At 70.4% G+C, this 20,677-nt stretch carries 19 protein-coding genes; 10 read left to right on the top strand and 9 right to left on the bottom strand.

Annotation, left to right across the window (positions count from 1 at the left end; translation table 11 throughout):
* Window positions 1–183: 183 nt before the first annotated feature.
* Complete coding sequence (locus tag ACN20J_RS08500) at window positions 184–1,455, bottom strand: SWF or SNF family helicase (RefSeq protein WP_419665638.1); 1,272 nt, start codon at window positions 1,453–1,455, stop codon at window positions 184–186.
* Window positions 1,452–4,307 carry a DEAD/DEAH box helicase gene (locus ACN20J_RS08495; protein WP_419665637.1) on the bottom strand — a complete coding sequence of 952 codons (2,856 nt, stop codon included), beginning with the start codon at window positions 4,305–4,307 and terminating at the stop codon, window positions 1,452–1,454. The genes ACN20J_RS08500 and ACN20J_RS08495 overlap by 4 nt, the downstream gene beginning before the upstream one ends.
* A gap of 293 nt (window positions 4,308–4,600) precedes the next feature.
* Here ACN20J_RS08495 and ACN20J_RS08490 point away from each other — a divergent pair, with 293 nt between their 5' ends.
* Both ACN20J_RS08490 and ACN20J_RS08485 read left to right on the top strand, forming a co-directional pair.
* Complete coding sequence (locus ACN20J_RS08490) at window positions 4,601–5,644, top strand: acyl-CoA desaturase (RefSeq protein WP_190231652.1); 1,044 nt, start codon at window positions 4,601–4,603, stop codon at window positions 5,642–5,644.
* Window positions 5,645–5,749: 105 nt separating this feature from the next.
* Window positions 5,750–5,932 carry a hypothetical protein gene (locus ACN20J_RS08485; protein WP_189843769.1) on the top strand — a complete coding sequence of 61 codons (183 nt, stop codon included), beginning with the start codon at window positions 5,750–5,752 and terminating at the stop codon, window positions 5,930–5,932.
* Window positions 5,933–6,169: 237 nt separating this feature from the next.
* Here the strand turns inward: ACN20J_RS08485 and ACN20J_RS08480 are convergent, their stop codons facing one another.
* The 3 genes from ACN20J_RS08480 to ACN20J_RS08470 all read right to left on the bottom strand — a co-directional run bounded on the left by ACN20J_RS08480 (window position 6,170) and on the right by ACN20J_RS08470 (window position 8,190).
* A complete protein-coding gene (locus ACN20J_RS08480; protein WP_190231651.1) occupies window positions 6,170–7,036 on the bottom strand; it encodes a hypothetical protein in 867 nt (288 codons plus the stop codon).
* Window positions 7,037–7,230: 194 nt separating this feature from the next.
* Complete coding sequence (locus ACN20J_RS08475) at window positions 7,231–7,548, bottom strand: hypothetical protein (RefSeq protein WP_190231650.1); 318 nt, start codon at window positions 7,546–7,548, stop codon at window positions 7,231–7,233.
* A gap of 108 nt (window positions 7,549–7,656) precedes the next feature.
* Window positions 7,657–8,190 carry a PadR family transcriptional regulator gene (locus tag ACN20J_RS08470; protein ID WP_190231649.1) on the bottom strand — a complete coding sequence of 178 codons (534 nt, stop codon included), beginning with the start codon at window positions 8,188–8,190 and terminating at the stop codon, window positions 7,657–7,659.
* Between the two features lie 99 nt (window positions 8,191–8,289).
* Between ACN20J_RS08470 and ACN20J_RS08465 the strand changes: the two genes are divergently transcribed.
* Window positions 8,290–9,045: an alpha/beta fold hydrolase gene (locus ACN20J_RS08465; protein WP_190231759.1), complete on the top strand. Its 756-nt coding sequence runs from the start codon at window positions 8,290–8,292 to the stop codon at window positions 9,043–9,045.
* A 66-nt stretch (window positions 9,046–9,111) separates the two neighbouring features.
* Here ACN20J_RS08465 and ACN20J_RS08460 read toward each other — a convergent pair whose 3' ends face one another.
* Window positions 9,112–9,711, bottom strand: coding sequence for a class I SAM-dependent methyltransferase (locus ACN20J_RS08460; RefSeq protein WP_190231648.1), 600 nt, complete (start codon window positions 9,709–9,711; stop codon window positions 9,112–9,114).
* Between the two features lie 179 nt (window positions 9,712–9,890).
* On the opposite strand from ACN20J_RS08460, the gene ACN20J_RS08455 reads away from it, so the two are divergent.
* From ACN20J_RS08455 to ACN20J_RS08435, 5 genes are all read left to right on the top strand, one after another.
* Window positions 9,891–10,664, top strand: coding sequence for an MHYT domain-containing protein (locus ACN20J_RS08455; RefSeq protein ID WP_189843763.1), 774 nt, complete (start codon window positions 9,891–9,893; stop codon window positions 10,662–10,664).
* A 62-nt stretch (window positions 10,665–10,726) separates the two neighbouring features.
* Window positions 10,727–13,294: a sensor histidine kinase gene (locus ACN20J_RS08450; protein WP_190231647.1), complete on the top strand. Its 2,568-nt coding sequence runs from the start codon at window positions 10,727–10,729 to the stop codon at window positions 13,292–13,294.
* Complete coding sequence (locus ACN20J_RS08445) at window positions 13,291–13,728, top strand: roadblock/LC7 domain-containing protein (protein ID WP_189843761.1); 438 nt, start codon at window positions 13,291–13,293, stop codon at window positions 13,726–13,728. Before ACN20J_RS08450 ends, ACN20J_RS08445 begins: the two co-directional genes overlap by 4 nt.
* Before the next feature lie 6 nt (window positions 13,729–13,734).
* Window positions 13,735–14,160 (top strand): DUF742 domain-containing protein, encoded by a 426-nt coding sequence (locus ACN20J_RS08440; protein ID WP_189843760.1) that lies wholly within the window; start codon window positions 13,735–13,737, stop codon window positions 14,158–14,160.
* Between the two features lie 195 nt (window positions 14,161–14,355).
* Window positions 14,356–14,961 (top strand): GTP-binding protein, encoded by a 606-nt coding sequence (locus tag ACN20J_RS08435; RefSeq protein ID WP_189843759.1) that lies wholly within the window; start codon window positions 14,356–14,358, stop codon window positions 14,959–14,961.
* 58 nt (window positions 14,962–15,019) lie between these two features.
* On the opposite strand, the gene ACN20J_RS08430 is transcribed toward ACN20J_RS08435, so the two are convergent.
* A complete protein-coding gene (locus ACN20J_RS08430) occupies window positions 15,020–15,448 on the bottom strand; it encodes a PPOX class F420-dependent oxidoreductase (protein ID WP_055611774.1) in 429 nt (142 codons plus the stop codon).
* A 96-nt stretch (window positions 15,449–15,544) separates the two neighbouring features.
* Here ACN20J_RS08430 and ACN20J_RS08425 point away from each other — a divergent pair, with 96 nt between their 5' ends.
* Both ACN20J_RS08425 and ACN20J_RS08420 read left to right on the top strand, forming a co-directional pair.
* The gene (locus tag ACN20J_RS08425) at window positions 15,545–15,958 is read left to right on the top strand and encodes a roadblock/LC7 domain-containing protein (RefSeq protein WP_189843758.1); all 414 of its coding nucleotides are present in this window, start codon (window positions 15,545–15,547) and stop codon (window positions 15,956–15,958) included.
* Window positions 15,959–16,082: 124 nt separating this feature from the next.
* Window positions 16,083–17,198, top strand: a complete 1,116-nt coding sequence (locus ACN20J_RS08420) for a DUF6397 family protein (RefSeq protein ID WP_419665636.1) — start codon at window positions 16,083–16,085, stop codon at window positions 17,196–17,198.
* A gap of 11 nt (window positions 17,199–17,209) precedes the next feature.
* Here ACN20J_RS08420 and ACN20J_RS08415 read toward each other — a convergent pair whose 3' ends face one another.
* Window positions 17,210–18,082: an acyl-CoA thioesterase gene (locus ACN20J_RS08415; RefSeq protein WP_055611772.1), complete on the bottom strand. Its 873-nt coding sequence runs from the start codon at window positions 18,080–18,082 to the stop codon at window positions 17,210–17,212.
* A gap of 19 nt (window positions 18,083–18,101) precedes the next feature.
* Complete coding sequence (locus ACN20J_RS08410; RefSeq protein ID WP_189843757.1) at window positions 18,102–20,615, bottom strand: DEAD/DEAH box helicase; 2,514 nt, start codon at window positions 20,613–20,615, stop codon at window positions 18,102–18,104.
* Window positions 20,616–20,677: the final 62 nt, after the last annotated feature.

The raw sequence follows: 20,677 nt of genomic DNA, 5'->3' as shown, positions 1-20,677 counted from the left end.
GGCACGAATTCGGTGACAGCGGCCAGAGTTCGCCCCCTCCCCGAACGCCGCACGGCCGGAGAGTGAACACCGGGCGTCCACCACTCATCCGGTGGGCGGTGCCGGTCCCGGTGCTCTGCTCGCTCCAAGTGCCTTGCGTGCCCTGCATGTTCCTGCGCGCCCTGCGTGCCCGTCAGACAGGCGTCACTCCTGCCCCTCCGCCAGAGCGAGCGCGGTCGCCGGATCCTGGGACGCGGGACCCGCGGGCGCCCAGCGTCCCCGTTCCTTGCGGTAGGGCCACCAACGGCCGTCCGCCCCCAGACGCAACTGTGTCCGACCGTCGGCCACGGTCCAGCGATTGCGGGACGCACGCAGGGCAGGCCGCTGGTCCTCCTCCCAGGCCGACTCCAGGGCGGCACGCGCGCGTGCGAGGGTCTCCGCCTGCACCGGCCGGTCGGCCTCCAGCACGTCGAGCGCGGCCGTGCCCCCGTGTTCCCAGGCGCGGACGGCCAGGGCCAGCCCCTCGCGGTCCCGGCCCGACCCCTCCGCGAGCCGACCGGCCACCGAAGTGTCGGGAATCCCCGAGGCCAGCCGCACCGCGTCCTGCGTGAGCGTCAACTCGGCCGCTATGGAGCGTTGTTCGTGGCCCGCCCTGAGCGCCTCGGTGAGCAGTCGGTGCGCCTCGCGGGCGGCCTGCGTCGCCAGGAACTCCAGCGCGGCCGGATCGACCCCGGGCGCCGGATCGGTCTCCGTGTCCAGCGAGGGCGGCAGCCCCGGCTCAGCGGGCACGGGAGGCGCGTCGGGCAGCGGGGGCAGGATCTCCCCGTCCGCGTACGCCTCGGCGGCGTCCACGCCCTCGTACGCCCGCTCCTGCCCGGGCGCCTCGGTCCCGGCCCGGGGGACGCTGCGCACCTGCAACTCGTCCAGCAGCTCGCGCTCACCGCGACCGCGCATGAGAAGCAGCACGAACGGGTCCTGATCCAGCAGCCGCGCCACCTGGTAGCACAGCGCCGCCGTGTGACCGCAGTGGTCCCACGCGTCGCAGTCGCACTCCGCCTCCAGATCGCCCAGACCCGGCAGGAGTTCGACACCGGCGGCCGCCGCGTCCTCGACGAGATGCGTCGGCATCTCGCGGTCCAGCAGCGCCGCGATGTGCCCGGCCCGCTCGACGGCCATGCCCAGGAAGCGGTCCCACTGTTCCTCCGACAGCTCCTGCAACAGGACGTCGGCGCGGTGCGAGGTGCGGTCGGGGTCCTGGACCACCGCTGTGATGCGCCCCGGACGGACCGACACGGCTCCCACGGCTCCCGCCCGGGCCAGCCTGCGGCCCGTCTTCACCTGCTGGTTGTCCAGCGCAGCGTCCTCCAGGGCCTTCAGCCAGGCCTGCCCCCACCAGGTCAGCGCGAAGCCCCTCCCGTGGGCGGGCGGCAGAGCGGCGAAGGTGCGCTCCGGGGTGTTGTCGTAAGGGTCACTCATCGGGTGCCTCCTCGCAGTTCCACCAGGTCGGCCAGTTCGCTGTCGGTCAGCTCGGTGAGGGCCGACTCGCCGGACCCGAGCACCGAGTCCGCCAACTCCCGCTTGCGCACCAGCATGTCCGCGATGCGGTCCTCGATCGTCCCCTCGGCGATCAGCCGGTGCACCTGCACCGGCCGGGTCTGTCCGATGCGGTACGCCCGGTCGGTGGCCTGGGCCTCGACGGCCGGGTTCCACCAGCGGTCGTAGTGCACGACATGCTCCGCCCGTGTCAGGTTCAGACCCGTGCCCGCCGCCTTCAACGACAACAGGAAGACGGGCACTTCGCCGTCCTGGAAGCGCTCCACCATGGCCTCGCGCTCGGGCACCGGAGTCCCCCCGTGCAGGAACTGCGAGGCGACGCCGCGTGCACTCAGGTGCCGTTCGATGAGGCGCGCCATCTGCACGTACTGAGTGAAGACCAGAACGCATGCTCCCTCGGAGAGGATCGTGTCGAGCAACTCGTCCAGCAGTTCCAGCTTTCCGGAGCGCCCGGGGATCTTGGGCCTGTCCTCCTTGAGGAACTGCGCCGGGTGGTTGCAGATCTGCTTCAGCCCGGTCAGCAGCTTCACGATCAGTCCGCGCCGTGCCATGTTGTCGGCGCCCGAGATCTCGGCGAGGGTCTCGCGGACCACCGCCTCGTACAGACCCGCCTGCTCCTTGGTGAGCGACACGGCACGGTCGGTCTCGGTCTTCGGCGGCAGCTCGGGTGCGATGCCCGGGTCGGACTTTCGGCGGCGCAGCAGGAACGGCCGCACGAGCTGGGCGAGCCGGTCCGCCGCCCCCGGATCCTGCCCGCCCTCGACCGCCTTGGCGTACCGGTTGCGGAACGTGCCGAGCCTGCCCAGCAGGCCCGGTGTCGTCCAGTCGAGAATCGCCCACAACTCGGAGAGGTTGTTCTCCACCGGAGTGCCGGTGAGCGCCACGCGCGCGTGGGCCCCGATCGTCCGTAGCTGCTTGGCCGTGTCCGAGTACGGGTTCTTCACGTGCTGTGCCTCGTCGGCGACGACCATGCCCCAGGACGCCTCGGCCAGCCGTGGCGCGTCGAGCCGCATCGTGCCGTACGTGGTGAGTACGAACTCGCCGTCGGCCACCCCTTCGAGGCTCCGCCGCGCGCCGTGGAAACGGCGCACAAGGGTGCCCGGGGCGAACCGCTCGATCTCGCGCTGCCAGTTGCCCATCAGGGACGTCGGACAGACCACGAGCGTGGGTCCTGCGGCGGACTCGTCGGTCTGCCGGTGCAGATGGAGCGCGATCAGCGTGATCGTCTTGCCCAGGCCCATGTCGTCCGCGAGACAGCCGCCAAGACCCAACGAGGTCATACGGGCCAGCCAGTTGAGCCCGCGCAGCTGGTAGTCGCGCAGGGTCGCGTCCAGCGCGGCGGGCTGCCCGACGGGCTCCTGCCCCTCCGGGTCCGACAGGCGGTCCCGCAGCGTCGTCAGCCACCCCGTGGGCCGTACGTCGATCCTCTGGCCGTCGACCTCCGTGGAGCCCGTCAGGACGGCGCTCAGCGCGTCGATGGGCGTCAGCTTGTGATCCTGCTGGGTGCGGGCTCGATGAACCTCCTGGGGGTCGACGAGCACCCACTGGTCACGCAGCCGCACCATGGGGCGGTTCGCCTCGGCGAGTCGGTCCAGCTCCTGACGCGTCAGTTGCTGGTCGCCCAGGGCGAACCGCCAGTCGAAGGCCAGTAGCGCGTCGGCCGACAGGAACGACGGCGTGTCCGACGACAGGCCGTCGGGGTCCCGCTCGTCGTCCGGTGGACCGATGACCGCGCGGGCCGTCAGTTTGTGGGCCAGCTCCTTGGGCCAGTGCACTTCCACACCGGCGGCCGCGAGCGATCGGGCGCCCTCGCCGAGGAGCTCAGTGACCTCCTCGTCGGCGAGTTCGATCGAGTCGGGCACGGTCGCCGACAGCAGCGGAGTGAGTGGGGCCCAGGCCCGTGCGGCGCGACGCAACGCGAGCAGGGCGTCCATCCGCGCGCGCGGACCGAAGGCCGGGTTCGTGCCGCCCCAGACCTCGGCCGCGTCCGCCAGCAGGGCCGGATCGCTGACGCTGTGCAACTGCGGCACCGCACGGAACGGCAGCCGGGTCTCGTCCGACACGGCCGACGCGAGGCCCGGCACCTCGACGCGCAGCGAGATCCGTACGCCGGCGTCGTGCCCCGCGGCCACGTCGGCGGCCCACGCGCGTTGCTGGGGCACATGCTGCGGCTCGGGAGCGGCGAAGGCGGGGCCGCCCGCCGCGAGTGTCGCGGCGGGGGAGCGGGGCAGTGTGTCGGCGACCGCGTCGAGGAAGGCACGCAGCAGCCACTCGGGATCGGGGAGCCGCAGCGGCTCCGCCTCGTCGACGGGCACCGCGTGTGCGTGCGGCGGCATGGCGGCGGCCAGTTCGCGGATTCTTCCCAGGTCAGCCGCCCCCAGGGGCCCGGCACGCCACGCGTCGTGGTCGCCGGCGCTCAGACCGGGCAGCAGCAGCCCCCGTGCGGCGAGTTGGAGCGCGAGCACGGCCGCGGCACCCCAGAAGGCGGTCGCCCTGTGGGCGTGCGCGACGGCACGCGCGCGCGTGAGCACCGGCAGAGCCGCTCGCACCGGGAGCACGACGGCCGGCACGGTCACCAGCTCGACACCGTCCTCGCCGGGCAGGGCGACCGTCAGTTCCTCGACAGCACCGGAGTCGACCGCGGGAGGGTCTTCACCGTCGGGCATCCAGAAGGCGACGGTGCCGGTACGGGCCGGATCGGCAGGCATGAACACGGCACAGCAGCGGGCCAGTTCTGAGATCTCGGAGGGAGTTGCGGCAGGAATCCTCTGCACAGCTATGACGCGTTCCTCAAATTTGACTACCTGGGGTCAGGGTCGCCGAGGATACAGCACGAGTGACTCTCGGTGGCCATCGATCGGTGTGACGCGGGCCACTCTCTCCGGAGGGTGTTGCCAGGTCCACCGGGCGGCCGAGGTTGTCCCCCGCCCGGACACGGGTGGTGGCGCCATGGTCGCCCAGGGTCGCCGATCCGTACGTTTCTTGAGGTCGGCGTTCCCTGCGGCCGGTCCGCAGCAGCCCGCTCATTCCAGCCTGCTCCTCCAGCCTCCAGAACCGGAGTCCCGCCATGCCCGAAAACGTCTCAGCCGTCGTGGAACGCCCTCCCAGGGTCTCCGCCGGAAGCGAGTTCACACCGCTCCTGCGCACCGTCAAGGGCCAGGGTCTCCTCGACCGCAGGCGGGGCTGGTACGCGCTGGCCATCGCCGGCAACGCGCTGGTCCTGGCCGGAATCGTCGCGGGCGTCGTCCTGATCGGCCACTCCTGGTGGGTGCTGCTCCTGGCCCCGCTGCTCGCCGTGATGTCCGCCCGCACGGCCTTCATAGGCCACGACGCGGGGCACTCCCAGATCGCGGGCAACCGCTCGGCGAACCGTCTCATCGGGCTCGTCCACAGCAATCTGCTCCTCGGGATGAGTTACGGCTGGTGGAACGACAAGCACAACCGCCACCACGCCAACCCGAATCACATCCACAAGGATCCCGACGTCGTGGCCGACGTCCTGGTCTTCACCAGCGGACAGGCCGTGGACCGCAGCGGCTTCCGGCGCTGGCTCACCCGCAACCAGGCCTGGCTCTTCTTCCCGCTCACCCTCCTCGAAGGCATCGCCCTGAAGATCCACGGCTTCCAGGACCTGCGTCGACAGCCTCCGCGGGAACGCGTCGTCGAGGGCTTCCTGCTCGTGGCGCACGTCGCTGGGTACGTGACACTGCTGCTCGGCTCGATGCCCCTCGGTACGGCCCTCGCCTTCGCCGCGCTCCATCAGGCGCTCTTCGGGCTGCACCTGGGCCTGGCCTTCGCGCCCAACCACAAGGGCATGGAGATGCCCGACCCCGATGGCGAGGGATGGGGGCATCTGCGTCGCCAGGTGCTCACGTCGCGCAACATCCGAGGAGGTGCCGCGACGGACTGGTTCCTGGGCGGCCTCAACTACCAGATCGAGCACCACCTGTTCCCGAGCATGCCCCGCCCTCATCTGAAGCTCGTCCGGCCCCTGGTGCGCGCACACTGCCGAGAGTTGGGTATCCCTTACGCGGAGACGGGACTCGTGGACTCCTATCGGCAGGCCCTGCGCCACATGTACGAGGTCGGGGAACCGCTCAGGGTCGAGTAGGGGACGCGACTCAGGGTTGTATCAGGGTCGCGGCCTGGAACTGCTGGGAACACGGACCCGTTCTCAAGACAGAGAGCGGCAGTGGCCGCGAAGGAGGCTACGCACATGTCGAAGAACGCGAAGATCGCCGCAGGGGGTGTGGCGGTCGGGCTTCTCCTGCTCATCTGGCTGCCCTGGTGGGCTGCCCTCCTGATCGTCCTGGGAGTTCCGACGGCAGCGTATCTGACGCTGGACCCCTCGCAGCGGCGCAGGTTGCGCCGTGTGTCCCGCAAGGAGCTGGGCCGCTGAGGCGGGGCCGATCCGGTCGATTCCCTTCCAGAGCGCAGGAGTCGACCATGCCGCCGCCCACGGGCCTGCCGACGGTACGGCCCGGGGGCGGCTGCGCGCCCCGCTGTCCATGCGTCGTGACTGCGTCCGTACCCACGTCGTGAGTGCGTCCGTACCCACGTCCTGAGTGTGTCGGACGGCGACCGGCAGGACGCACCACAGGAGCGGCCACCTGCCGCCTCGGGCCGACCAGCGGGCTCAGCTGGGACGTACGGCGATCTTGTCCAGCGCCTCCAGCAGCCCGGGCAGTTCGGGCCCCCGGCCGACCGGCAGAACCTCTCCGGGCTTCTCGTCGAGGAGCACGAAGGCGATGTCGTCGGTCCTGGCCACCATCGACCAGCCCGGCCCGTCGGCCCGGAGCATCCGCGCGTCACCCGAGGCGAAGGACGACCGCACTCGGCCGGGGGGAGGTGGCGAGTCCACGTACGAGCGAGCCTCCGCGAGGACGCGCTGGACGCCGCTGAGAGGTGCGCTCCCGCTGTCGTCGGCCTCTTCGCCCTTGCCGGAGTCGTCGCCCTGTGCGTCCTGCTCCGCCGGCGCCTCGCCGTTCTGACCGGCGAACTCCTCGTCGTCGATCTGCTCACGCCATGCTGCCCACTGGAGGGCGATCTCGTCGGCGCCCAGACGTCGCTGAGCCGCGCCCCAGGCGGACGTGTCCGGCGGGGACAGCGGCGCCTGGTCCGCGATGTCGGGCGGCGGATCGTGCGGGGCGGGCACACCGGGCGCTGCCACGGCCACCGCGAGCGGCCACCCGGGCAGCGCCGCGACCATCGAGCGCTCGTCCGGCGACAGGTCGTACTCCATGCCGCAGTCCCAGGACGCGATCGCGACAGCCACCAGCGAGACGTCGTCGATGACAACCGTCCACCGCGACCCGTCCCCGTCCTGGCCGAGCACCAGGCCGTACCCGTCGGCGAGCGGCGTGAGCGCGAGAGCCGCGCATGCCTCCGGGTAGTCGTCGCCCAGCACGCTGGGGAACTGCGCAGGCGTCAACAGCACCGCCGTCAGCACATACAGTGCGTCGTCGTCCCCGGCGGCGACGGCCTCATCGTCCGTCCCGGCCATCCCTGCCTCCCCATCGCTACGTCCGTCGGCGCACCCTAATGCGCCCCTGCGGCGCTTGTCACGGGTCCCGAATGCGTACGGAGCTGCGGTTGTCCCCCTGGACGGGGGCGAAACGACCACCGGTCGCCGCCCCGCCCGTCCCGCGCCTGTCCCCGCTCGGGTCCGCCGAGGTCTCGACCTGGTGGTGGCCGGCTTCAGACGGCAGGCAGGCCGAGGAGCGTCCGGGCCACGGTCGCGGGCGACTCGTCGCGCTCCCGCGCGATCGCGATCACGGCCCGGCAGGCCAGCTCGTTGACCCCGAACGACAGCGCCTCCGGCGACACCCAGGTCGCGGCCTCGTCGATCCCGTCCTGGTCGTCCTCGGCGCACGCCGACACGTACGCCGCGGCGGCCTCGAACAGGTTGTGGGTGCGCTTCTCCGGACGGCGCTTCGCCGGAGGCGGATGCTCCGGGGACGCGATCGGTCGCGGGCGTGAAGCGAACTTCCAGAGTCTGGCCAATATGCCGGACATGCGGGCCACCTTCCCCCTGTGCGGTTGCCGTAGCCGATCGCTCATGTACTGCTACTCAAAGTAGAGTTGAAGCTTCGACTTCAGAAGAGGGGCCGGGCTGTGGGGTGGTCACCGTCCACCCGGGTCAAGCGAGTCGATCATGGACCGCAGCCATGCCAGTTCGGCCCGGCTCGTGGCGCGCGCGATGGTGAGGATCCCGCGCCGGAACGGGTCGTCCAACTCCTCGGCCCGCAGCGGTCGGTCACCTTCGTAGAAGAAGCTCGCCGGTTCCTCGAGGAAGGCGAGCCGTCGCCGTAGAACGGCCGCCTGGGCCGGGGCGTCGTCGAGATGCCGGAGGAAGGCGAGCACCGTGAACCAGCGGTTCTCGTCGGTGATGTCACGCTGCACGGGCTCCGTCAGCCTGCGGCGCAGGTCGCGTCCGCCGTCCTCGGTGAGTGTCAGGACGTGACGCGGGGCGGCCACCGTGCCCGGCTCCGTCGCGCGAGCCAGCAGGCCGGCCGTCTCCAGTCTCTTGATCGCCGGATACAGAGTGCTCTCGGCCACGGGCCGCACATGGCCCGCGAGCGCGGTGATGCGCTTGCGCAGCTCATAGCCGTGCAGCGGGGTGTCGTACAGGAAACCGAGGATGGCGAGTTCCAGCATGCCCGTATTATGCCTCACTCTCGTGGTACATCGAACTCGCAATACATCGGATCCGATGTATTCTCCTGGAGGAGCATGCGACGGAACAGGGGAGTGGCGATGAAGCAGGCCGAGTTCGACGGCAAGGGGAACTGCGTCCGCTGGACGGAGACGGCGGGTGACGATCCCGCGCGGGTGTACGTGCACGGCCTGGGGGCCGCATCGACCGTTTACCACGCGCACATCGCGGCGCGGCCCGAACTGGCCGGTCGGCGCTCCCTGTTCGTCGACCTGCCCGGACACGGCATCAGCGACCGGCCGGAGCACTTCGGCTACACCCTGGACGACCACGCGGACGCGCTGGCGGCGGCGCTGGACGAGGCGGGCGCCACCGGTGCGGAACTGATCGCGCACAGCATGGGCGGCTCCGTCGCCATCGTGCTCGCCCATCGGCGACCCGACCTCGTCTCACGACTGGTCCTCACCGAGGCCAACCTCGATCCCCGCCCTCCCGTCGCCGCGGGCAGCAGCGGAATCGCCTCCTACGAAGAGGACGACTACGTCAACGGCGGCCACGCGCGCGTGCTGGAGAAGATCGGCCCGCAGTGGGCGGCGACCATGCGGCTAGCCGACCCGCGTGCCCTCCACCGCACCGCGACCGGACTCTTCCGCGGATCGAACCCCACGATGCGCCGCATACTCGAAGGGCTGGCGATCGACCGGGTCTATCTCCAGGGCGCCCTCAGCGGCGAACTCAAGGGCAGGGAAGGCCTGGAGGACGCCGGAGTGCGGGTGGTGACGGTTCCCGGCGCGGGGCACAACATCATGTTCGACGACCCGGCCGCCTTCGCCGCCGAGATCGCTGGAACGACCTGAGGCCGCTGGAACGGCCTGAGACCGACGGACGCGCCCCAGGTCTCAGGAACGCCCCGATACGCGGCCTCAGGGGAGGCGTACGGCCAGCGCGAGGAACCGGGAGTCCTCGTCCACGTAGGAGGTCAGACGCCAGCCGGAGCCGGACAGGAGCGGGCGGAGGTTGGCCTCCGCCCGTAGATCGTCCGGTGTGATCCGCCGGCCCTGGCGCGCCGCGAGGGCCGCCCGGCCGATCGGGTGGAAGAGCGCCAGTGTTCCGGCGGGCCTTACGACCCGCGCCAACTCCCGCAGATTCTCCGAGGGGTTCGGAAGGTGGGCGACGAGACCGGCCGCGAACACGGCGTCGAGCGACTCCGAGCGCAGCGGCAGCCCCGCCACGTCGGCGAGCAGCAACTGTCCGACCCGGTCACGGCCCGCCCGCACCGCGGCCGTCAGCATGGCCGGGGTGAGGTCCGCTCCGAGGACCACTCCGGAGGGCCCCACGGCGTCCCTGAGGGGCGGCAGGGCACGACCCGTACCGCAGCCCGCGTCGAGCACCCGGTCACCCTTCCGCAACCCGAACTCGGTGACGGCCGCCGCGTACAGCGGACCGTCGTCGGGGAACCGGGCGTCCCAGTCGGCCGCGCGGGCCCCGAAGAACTCCTGGACATGCGTGTGGTCGTCGCTCATGCACCGCATGATCTCGCACCGACGGGTGAGTGACGCGATCGAACGCAGACACGGACCACGGCTCGGTGCGCATGTTCGAGCGTGACGCGATCGTTCCGGTGTACTGCTGCGCCAGATTCCACCACCTTTCGAAACGCGCCCCCTTCGTGCGCTCCGGGCGGGACTAGCGTCCCGGAGCCATGGGACACCTGGACCACGCCGCCTTCGGCTGGCTGACCCCCGTGCTGTCGTACGTGATGGCCTGTATAGGCGCGGCTCTCGGACTGCGCTGCACGGTCCGCGCGCTCGGTGCCTCGGGGCGGTCGCGCCGCAACTGGCTGCTCACCGCGGCCTCCGCCATCGGCACGGGCATCTGGACGATGCACTTCGTAGCGATGCTCGGCTTCAGCGTCAGCGGCACCGACATCCGCTACGACGTGCCACTGACCATCCTCAGCCTGCTCGTCGCCATGGTCGTCGTCGGCGCGGGCGTGTTCGCCGTCGGATACGGCCGCGACCGCGGACGCGCACTGGTGCTCGGCGGGCTCACCACCGGGCTCGGCGTGGCGAGCATGCACTACCTGGGCATGGCCGCACTGCGGTTGCACGGCGGCGTCACCTACGACCCGGTACTCGTCGGCATCTCGGTCCTGATCGCCGTGGTCGCGGCGACCGCGGCCCTGTGGGCGGCGCTGAACATCAAGTCGCCGATCGCAGTCGCCGTCGCCTCCCTCGTCATGGGCGGGGCGGTGAGCAGCATGCACTACACCGGGATGATCGCGGTCGGCGTGCGGGTCTCGCCCTCCGGCGACCTCCTGCCCGGGGCCACGGCGATGCAGTTCATCTTCCCCCTCGCCGTCGGCCTCGGGTCCTATCTCTTCCTGACATCGGCGTTCGTCGCGCTCTCCCCGACGGCGGGGGAGCGCGAGGCCTCCGCCTCGGCCCAGCGGCCCGTCGAGAGCGCCGCCCGCTAGCGGAGGGCCCCGGCCGGCGACCCGGCGGGCGCGTCCCCCGAACCACTCCGAGCGAGGAGGCCATGCGTACACCCCGTAGGACCCCGACAGACGGCTCCCAGACAGCGCCGACCCCGGTGCGGGGCCGCCGCGCGCACGCCGGACCGCCGGCCGACGAAGGCTCAGGCCCGGAGGAATCTGCCGACATGGCGCCCAGTGACGCACCCACGCGCGCGGGAGGCTGGAGCCTGCGTCCCCGGACCGTGCGGGCGAAGATCGTCTGCCTGCTGATGGTGCCCGTCGTCTCCCTGCTCGCCCTCTGGGCGTACGCCACCGTCACGACCGCCCAGGACGTCTCCAGGCTGCGGCAGTTGCAGCGCGTGGACTCCCAGGTGCGTGCGCCGGTCGCCGCGGCCGTCGCCGCACTCCAGGAAGAACGCACGGTGGCCGTCGGCTACGCGACCAAACCCGCCGCCGACCGGGCGAGCGACCTCAAGAAGCTGACGGCACGCACCGACCGGGCCGTGGCGAAACTCCGGCTCGGGGACGACAGCACCGTCGCCGACAGCGAGGAACTGCCCTCCGGAGTGGCTGAACGCCTCGAAACCTTCGTCACCGGAGCCGAACAGCTCCGCTCTCTGCGGACCGCCGTGCTCGACCGGAGGGCCGGCTGGCACGAGACGCACGAGCGGTACACCAGGACCATCACGACGGCCTTCTCGGTGGGCGGCGCGCTCACCGGCATCCAGGACGCGGAGATCGGCTCCGACGCGCGCGTGCTGCTCGAATTCTCCCGGGCGGGCGAGGCCCTCGCGCAGGAGGACGCGGTACTCGTGAGCGCCCGGCTCGCCGGAACCCTCGACGGGCAGCGGCTCCGGATGTTCACCGGCGCGGTCGACACCCGCAGGCTGCTCACCGAGTCGGCCGTCGCCGACCTGCGCGGTTCCGAACGAGTTGCCTGGCAGGGCCTCGTGGAGGGCAGCGCGTACGCCGGCGTACACGCCGTCGAGAACGATGTGCTCGCGGCCGGTCCGGGCGGCAGGGCGCTCGGCGCCGCGCCCGAGGAGACCTGGAACACGGCGCACGCGCGCGTGCAGGACGACATGCGAACGATCGAGGCGGACGCCGGCAGTGATGTCGCGGACCGGGCCGACCCGCTCCGGCGCGGTCTGCTCGCCCCGGCCGGTGCCGCTGTTCTGCTGGGACTCGTCGCCGTGGCCGCGTCGCTCGTCATCTCCGTACGCATCGGACGCGGCCTCGTCGTCGAGCTGGTGAGCCTGCGCAACACCGCCCTGGAGATCGCCCGGCGCAAACTTCCGCACGCCATGCGGAAACTGCGCGCGGGGGAGGAGATCGACGTCCGTGCAGAGGCCCCGCCGGGACCACCCGCGGAGGACGAGGCGGGACAGGTCGCGGAAGCCCTGACCACCGTGCACCGTGCCGCCCTGCACGCCGCGGTCGAGCGCGCCGAACTGGCCAGCGGCATCTCCGGAGTCTTCGTCAACCTCGCCCGTCGCAGCCAGGTTCTCGTCCATCGACAGCTGAGCCTGCTGGACACCATGGAGCGCCGTTCCGACGACCCGAACGAGCTGAGTGACCTCTTCCGGCTCGACCACCTCACCACCCGCATGCGACGCCACGCGGAGAGCCTGATCATCCTCTCCGGAGCCGCTCCCGGCCGTGCCTGGCGCCTGCCGGTCTCCCTGACGAACGTGGTCCGTGCCGCCGTCTCCGAAGTCGAGGACTACGCGCGCGTGGAGGTACGACAGCTCCCGGAGACCTCGGTCGTCGGAGCCGCGGTGGCGGACCTCACCCACCTGCTGGCCGAGATCGTCGAGAACGCCGCCCAGTTCTCACCGCCCCACACCCGGGTGCGCGTCACCGGAGAGCCGGTCGGCAACGGCTACGCCGTGGAGGTCGAGGACCGGGGCCTCGGCATGGGCAAGGAGACACTCGCCGAGGCCAACCGCCGCATCGAGCAGTCCGAGGCCCTCGACCTCTTCGACAGCGACCGGCTCGGCCTCTTCGTGGTCAGCAGGCTCGCGGCCCGCCACGGCATCAAGGTCCACCTGCGGACCTCGCCCTACGGAGGCACCACCGCGGTCGTCCTGCTGCCCACGGCGCTGCTGCAGGCCGCCGCGGAGGAACGTTCCGCTGGCCGCCGGGCGGACCAGGACAAGGCCGCGGAACGCACGTACGCGCGCGTGCCCGGTCCCGCCCCGAAACGCGACTCCGTAGAGCGGCGTTCCGTGGAGGCGCTTTCCGTGGAGACACCGAACGAGCGGCCCGCCCTGGTGCCGCCCATACCGATGGAGGCGGACGCCTCCTCCGAAGGCAAGCGCGAAAGCCAGAAGCCGCCCGGCGTCACCACCCTGCGCCTGCACCGACCCGAGGACGACACCGTGGAATCCGACGAACTCCCACGGCGCGTACGACAAGCCAGCCTCGCCCCGCAACTGCGCGAAGGACGACCCGACGAGCCCGCGGAAGCCGCGCCTCGCAAGGACGACGAGCGCACCCCCGAGGCGGTACGGGACCGCATGGCGGCCTATCGCGCGGGATGGACCCGCGGCGGCGGCCGTGCACCCGGTCTCGGCGTCACCCCCGACCCCGTAGCGGGCAGCGACAGCAGTGAAGGAGACCCCGCATGATCCAGGAACCGGGCATGGGGACCGCCCAGCGGTCCGGCGAACTCGACTGGCTGCTGGACGACTTGGCGCTGCGCGTCGCCGAAGTACGGCATGCCGTCGTGCTGTCCAACGACGGGCTCGCGGTCGGTGCCTCCAACGACCTCAGGCGCGAGGACGCGGAACATCTCGCCGCGATCGCCTCCGGCTTCCACAGCCTGGCCAAGGGGGCGGGCCGTCACTTCGGCGCCGGTGGCGTGCGCCAGACCATGGTGGAGATGGACGACGGCTTCCTGTTCGTGGCGGCTGCCGGAGAAGGCTCCTGCCTGGCCGTCCTGAGCGCCGTGACGGCCGACATCGGCCTGGTCGCCTATGAGATGGCGCTCCTGGTCAAACGGGTGGGGGAGCACCTCTACTCGGCGCCCCGCACCGCCGCTCACCCGCCCGCGGCCGGGTGACCGACGATGCCGGCGTACCTTTCCGAGGACCGGACAGGCCCTCCTGAACAGCCGGGCAGCCAGTGGTACGACAACGAGGCCGGGCCGCTCGTCCGCCCCTACGCGATGACGGGCGGACGCACCAAGTCCGGGCCGACCGGGGCGCGTTTCGACCTGATCGCGCTCGTCTCGCTCGACACGGGGGCACCGGACGTCCGTGACGACACCGGCCTCGGCCCGGAGCACAGGGCCCTCATCGAACTCTGCCGGACCGAGACCCAGTCGGTCGCCGAACTGGCCGCGGACGCCGACCTGCCCGTGGGCGTGGTGCGCGTGCTCCTCGGCGACCTCCTGGAACTCGGCTGCGTCAAGGTCAGCCTCCCGGTGCCGCCCGCACAACTGCCGGACGAGCGCATCCTGCGCGAGGTCATCGAAGGACTGAGGGCCCTGTAGATGACGGATCACACCCTCTGCCGAACGCTCCCGCACCTCGTTCCGCGCTCATCCCGACACCGAACGGGCAAGGGACCGCCAGAACGGCCAGTTTGCTGTCAAAAGCCTCGAAGCGGAGCCGCAGTTGTCATGCTGCTGAATCCGCACACATGTACTGATGTCGACCATTGTCGGCACTCCCGAGAGAAGTGATCGATGGTCTCCGAACACTCCGACGCCACGAGCGGTGAGACAGCTGCTCTGGCGTTGAAGATTCTCGTCGCCGGCGGATTCGGCGTGGGCAAGACCACCCTGGTGGGCGCGGTCAGTGAGATCAGGCCGCTGCGCACCGAGGAACTGCTGAGCGAGGCGGGCCAGTCGGTGGACGACACCGACGGGGTGGACCAGAAGGTCACGACCACCGTCGCCATGGACTTCGGCCGCATCACCATCAGGTCGGGCCTGTCGCTCTACCTGTTCGGCACGCCGGGCCAGGACCGATTCTGGTTCCTGTGGGACGAACTGTCGCAAGGTGCTCTCGGCGCCGTCGTCCTCGCCGACACCCGGCGCCTGGAGGACTGCTTCCCCGCGGTGGACTACTTCGAGCACCGGCACATCCCCTTCGTGGTGGCCGTCAACTGCTTCACGGGCTCGCGGACGTACGGCGCTCACGACGTGTCACGCGCCCTGGACCTCGACAAGGGAACGCCCGTGGTGCTCTGCGACGCCCGTGACCGCGACTCGGGGAAGGAGGTACTGATACGTCTCGTCGAGTACGCCGGACGGATGCACACCGCCCGGCTGCTCGACTCGGTCGGTTGACGCGAAGAGCTGCAGTGGGGCCGACGCGGGCCCCTCGCTCACCCGCCGCGCGGCCCGCTCAGTTCGCGATGCCGCCTTCCGCGAGGACCTTCTCGATCCTCACGCGTACGAGGAGTTCGCCCGGTACACCGTTGCGGGCGCCGAACTCCTCGGCCCGCTCCTCGCCCATGTAGCGGGCTCCGATCCGCCCCGCCCACAGCCGGAGTTCGTCGAGGTCCTCCGAGATCCGGGCGCGCCCCTGCAGGACGACGTACGCGAACGGCGGCCGGTCGTCGTCCACACACACGGCGACCCGGCCGTCCCGGGCCAGATTCCGTCCCTTGACGGTGGTCTTCGCCGTGTTGAAGACCAGGTCGTCCCCGTCGAGCAGAAACCAGATCGGTGCCACGTGCGGGCTCCCGTCGGCCCGGACCGTCGACAGCTTGCCCGTGCGGGTGCCGTTCGAGACGAAGGCCCGCCATTCCTCATCGGTCATCTTGTGTGCCATGCCCCTATCCTCCTTGCCCGGACGGCGGTGGTGGGGAAGGCTGGTTGATCAGATCCTCCGGCCAGGGGGAGCCGCATATCCACGGGGAGACGGATCATGGCTGAGAACCAGGGACTTGGCTGGCTGCTCGACGACCTCACCCAGCGTGTGGAGCACGTACGACACGCGCTGGTGCTGTCGAACGACGGCCTGGTGACCGGGGCGAGCACGGGGCTCAGGCGGGAGGACGCCGAGCATCTCGCCGCCGTCTCCTCGGGCCTGCACAGCCTCGCCAAGGGGTCGGGCCGGCACTTCGGCGCGGGCAGGGTGCGCCAGACGATGATCGAGTTCGACGACGCCGTGCTCTTCGTCACGGCGGCCGGCACCGGCAGCTGTCTGTGCGTGCTCAGCGCGGCCGAGGCCGACATCGGCCAGGTCGCGTACGAGATGACGCTGCTCGTCAACCGCGTCGGCGAACACCTTCACGTCGATGCCCGCCAGCCGGAACACACCTCTTCGATCGACCTCTGAGCTGCATAAACGCTCTGCCGCCGGAGTTATCCACAGGCTCGGCGGGAGTCGCGGTGAACCGGCTACGGTTTTTCTCGAAGCAAGCGCACGCAAGCGCAGACCGCTGCTACGGGGGAGAACCACCATGTCCGGCAACACCATCACGCAGTCCGTAACGCCCAGTGCGAACACCGCTGCCGCTCTTGTGAACGCCGCTGCCACTGCCACCGCCACCGTCGTCGGCGTGAATCCGGCCAGCACCACGGCGGCCCGGCAGACACTCGCACAGAGCCGCGCGGCACGAGAGCTGGGCCTCAAACGAGGCGAGTTCGACCTCGCCGTACGACTCGGTTGCATCCGAACCGTCCCGGACGAAGGCGGCGGAGGCCGCCGCGTGGCCCGCGCGGAGATCGACCGGGTGATGTCCGAGGCCGGGTTCCCGGACGGGTTGAAGAAACGCGTCGAGGCGGTCGGTACGTCGGAGGGCGCGGCTCTCATGGATGTGACGGCGGCCCGGTTCACGAGGTTCGCACGCCTGGGATTCGTCGTGCCCGTAAAATTTTATTTGAACCGCTACAGGGCTGTCGTCTGGCTGTATCTGGCAGAGGAACTGCGGCAGTTCGCTGAGGCCGAGGAGAACGCTCCGCTGTTGAACGGGCGTACACCAGAAGGGCTGCGCGACCAACTGGACGCGGGCCTGGACCTGAGGGCCCGGAACTGGCGAGGACGCCACGTGGGCTTCCTGCTGCGGCAGACCGAGGATCCCTGGGCCCGGGCCGCGGCGGTGGCCTCACTGCTCGATCCCGCGCAGGTCGCGGAGATCGTCGCCGATCCGTACGAGCGCGCCTACATGAACCGCTTCGATCCGGAACGGACCACGCACGGCGCGCCCGACTCGCCCGCCGCCCATGTCGCCGCACGGATCATGACCGCGGAGGACCCGGACGAGATCAGCTGGCTCCGGTCCGACTTGGCCAACACGCTGCAGGAGGCGCGCGCACACCGTCGGGCACCGCGACCGACACCGAAGCCCGCGACTCCGGTCGTGAGTCGGGAACGATCAGAGCTGATCGAGGAGCGGCGGCGGTTGATGGAGGAGCGGCGACTGTCCGCTGACGCGCGGCAGCCGACCGAAGCGTTCCTGTCGGCCGACGTACGGCAGCCGACAGGAGTGCGGCAACAGGCCGAGGTACGACAGACGGTCGACGAACCGGAACGCCCTCGACGCCTCCTCGGCTGGCTGCGCCGCAGAAACCCCTGAGCCCCTCGGCGTCAGCCCTCGAGCTTGCGGAACAGTCCCTCCTGGACGACGGAGACGAGCAGACGTCCCTCCAGGTCGTAGATCCGGCCCCGGGCCAGCCCTCGGCCACCCGTCGCGATCGGCGACTCCTGGTCGTACAGGAACCACTCGTCGGCGCGGAACGGCCGATGGAACCACATCGCGTGGTCCAGGGACGCCATGTCGAAACCGCGCTGGCCCCAGAGCGGTTCCACCGGGATGCGGACGGCGTCCAGGAGCGTCATGTCGCTCGCGTAGGTGAGCGCGCAGGTGTGGACCAGCGGGTCGTCGCCCAGAGGGCCGACGGCACGCATCCACACGGCGCTTCGCGGTTCGGCGTGCTCGATCTCCTCGGGGGTCCAGCGCAGCCGGTCCGCGTAGCGGATGTCGAAGGGCTGGCGCCTGGCCATGCGTTCCAACGTCTCGGGGAGCGCGCCCAGATGCTCCTTGATCTCCTGAGTGACGGTCGGGAGCGACTCAGGATCCGGGACCTCACGGGCCGGCGGCAGCTGGTGCTCGAAGCTCCCTTCCTCGGGCTTGTGAAAGGAGGCGGTCAGATTGAAGATCGTGCGGCCCTGCTGCACGGCGGTGACGCGGCGCGTGGTGAACGACCGGCCGTCGCGGACCCGCTCGACCTGGTACACGATCGGCACGCCGGGCCGGCCCGGGCGCAGGAAGTACGCGTGCAGCGAGTGCACGGGGCGTTCGCCGTCCGTGGTGCGGCCGGCGGCGACCAGGGCCTGGCCCGCCACCTGCCCGCCGAAGACCCGCTGCAGGGACTCCTCCGGGCTCCGGCCACGGAAGATGTTGACCTCGATCTGCTCCAGGTCGAGCAGATCTACCAGTCGCTCCGCTGGATTCGTCATGTGTCGCGTTCTCCTGTGCTCACAGCTGGCCGACGTCGGTGACCTTGACGATGGCACGGCCCTCGGCGTCCGAGGCCGCGAGGTCGACCTCCGCGCTGATGCCCCAGTCATGATCGCCGTTCGGGTCGGCGAAGGCCTGGCGAACGCGCCACAGTCCGTTCTCCGGCTGCTCCTCGATGAGGAGCAACTTGGGTCCGCGCGCGTCGGGGCCCGTACCGAGGTCGTCGTACTCGTCCCAGTACTTGTCCATCGCCTCGCCCCAGGCGTCCGCGTCCCAGCCGGACTCGCCGTCCATCTCGCCGAGTTCCCCGACATGGTCGAGGGCGGCGAGCTCGACGCGGCGGAACATGGCGTTGCGGACGAGGACCCGGAAGGCACGGGCGTTGGCGGTGACCGGTTTGACCTGGTCGGCCCTCTCCTGGGCCTCCTCGGCCGTCATCACCTCCGGGTTGGCGAGCTGCTCCCACTCGTCGAGGAGGCTGGAGTCGACCTGACGCACCATCTCGCCGAGCCAGGCGATCAGGTCCTCCAGATCGTCCGACTTCAGGTCGTCCGGGACGGTGTGGTCCAGGGCCTTGTAGGCACTTGCCAGGTAGCGGAGGACGATGCCCTCGGTGCGGGCAAGCTCGTAGTAGGACACGAACTCCGTGAAGGACATGGCCCGTTCGTACATGTCACGGATGACGGACTTCGGGGAGAGAGGATGGTCGCCCACCCACGGATGGCTCTTGCGGTAGGTGTCGTACGCGTGGAAGAGCAGCTCTTCCAGCGGCTTGGGGTACGACACGTCCTGGAGCCGCTCCATGCGGTCCTCGTACTCGACGCCGTCCGCCTTCATCGCCGCGACGGCCTCGCCGCGGGCCTTGTTCTGCTGGGCGGCGAGGATCTGCCGCGGATCGTCCAGCGTGGACTCCACGACGGACACCATGTCCAGGGCGTACGAAGGCGATTCGGGATCCAGGAGCTCGAACGAGGCCAGCGCGAAGGTCGACAGCGGCTGGTTGAGGGCGAAGTCCTGCTGCAGGTCGACGGTGAGCCGCACGATGCGCCCCTCGGCGTCCGGCTCGTCGAGCTTCTCCACCACTCCGCCGTCGAGGAGCGAGCGGTAGATGGCGATCGCCCGCCGGATGTGCCGCAGTTGCTGCTTGCGCGGCTCGTGATTGTCCTCCAGCAGATGCCGCATCGCGGCGAAGGCGTTGCCGGGCCGGGCGATCACCGACAGAAGCATCGTGTGCGTGACCCGGAAGCGCGAGGTCAGCGGCTCCGGATCGGACGAGATCAGTTTCGCGAACGTGTTCTCCGTCCAGGCGACGAAGCCTTCCGGTGCCTTCTTGCGCACCACCTTGCGACGCTTCTTCGGGTCGTCGCCCGCCTTGGCGAGGGCCTTCTCGTTCTCCACGACATGCTCGGGGGCCTGCGCCACGACGAAGCCGGCCGTGTCGAAGCCCGCCCGTCCGGCCCGGCCCGCGATCTGGTGGAACTCCCGCGCGCGCAGCGTCCGCACCCGGGTGCCGTCGTACTTCGTCAGAGCCGTGAACAGCACGGTGCGGATGGGCACGTTGACGCCGACACCGAGGGTGTCGGTGCCGCAGATGACCTTCAGCAGACCGGCCTGCGCCAGCTTCTCCACCAGGCGCCGGTACTTGGGCAGCATGCCGGCGTGGTGCACACCGATGCCGTGCCGTACGTAACGGGAGAGATTGCGGCCGAACTTGGTGGTGAAGCGGAAGTTGCCGATCAGCTCGGCGATCTGGTCCTTCTCCTCGCGCGTGCACATGTTGATGCTCATCAGCGCCTGCGCCCGCTCCACAGCCTGGGCCTGCGTGAAGTGCACGATGTAGACGGGCGCCTGCTTGGTCTCCAGAAGCTCGGTGAGCGTCTCCGTGAGCGGCGTCAGCTTGTACTCGTAGGAGAGCGGTACGGGCCGGGTCGCCGAGCGGACGACCGAGGTGGGACGGCCGGTGCGCCGGGTCAGGTCCTCCTCGAACATCGAGACGTCGCCGAGCGTCGCCGACATCAGGATGAACTGCGCCTGCGGCAGTTCGAGGATCGGGATCTGCCACGCCCAGCCGCGGTCCCCCTCGGCGTAGAAGTGGAACTCGTCCATCACGACCTGGCCGACATCGGCCCGCTTGCCGTCGCGCAGCGCGATGGACGCCAGGACCTCGGCGGTGCAGCAGATGACCGGCGCGTCGGAGTTCACGGACGCGTCGCCCGTCAGCATGCCGACGTTCTCGGTGCCGAACATCTTGCAGAGCTCGAAGAACTTCTCCGAGACGAGCGCCTTGATCGGAGCCGTGTAGAAGGTGACCTCGTCCCGGGCGAGCGCCGCGAAGTGCGCACCCGCGGCGATCATGCTCTTGCCGGAACCGGTGGGCGTCGAAACGATCACGTTCGCACCCGAAACCACCTCGATCAGCGCCTCCTCCTGGTGGGGGTAGAGCGTGAGACCGCGTTCCCCGGCCCACGACTCGAAGGCTTCGTAGAGGGCGTCGGGATCTGCGGTCTTCGGCAGCTGATCGATAAGGGTCACGCACCCATCTTGCCTGTGAACGCCCTTCAGGGGGGAATCGGCTGTGGGGCGGAAGATCACGA

The organism is Streptomyces sp. 2-1 (assembly GCF_048564895.1).
GTDB classification, from domain to species: Bacteria; Actinomycetota; Actinomycetes; order Streptomycetales; family Streptomycetaceae; genus Streptomyces; species Streptomyces phaeochromogenes.
This window is presented reverse-complemented; position numbering and strand designations above follow the sequence as displayed.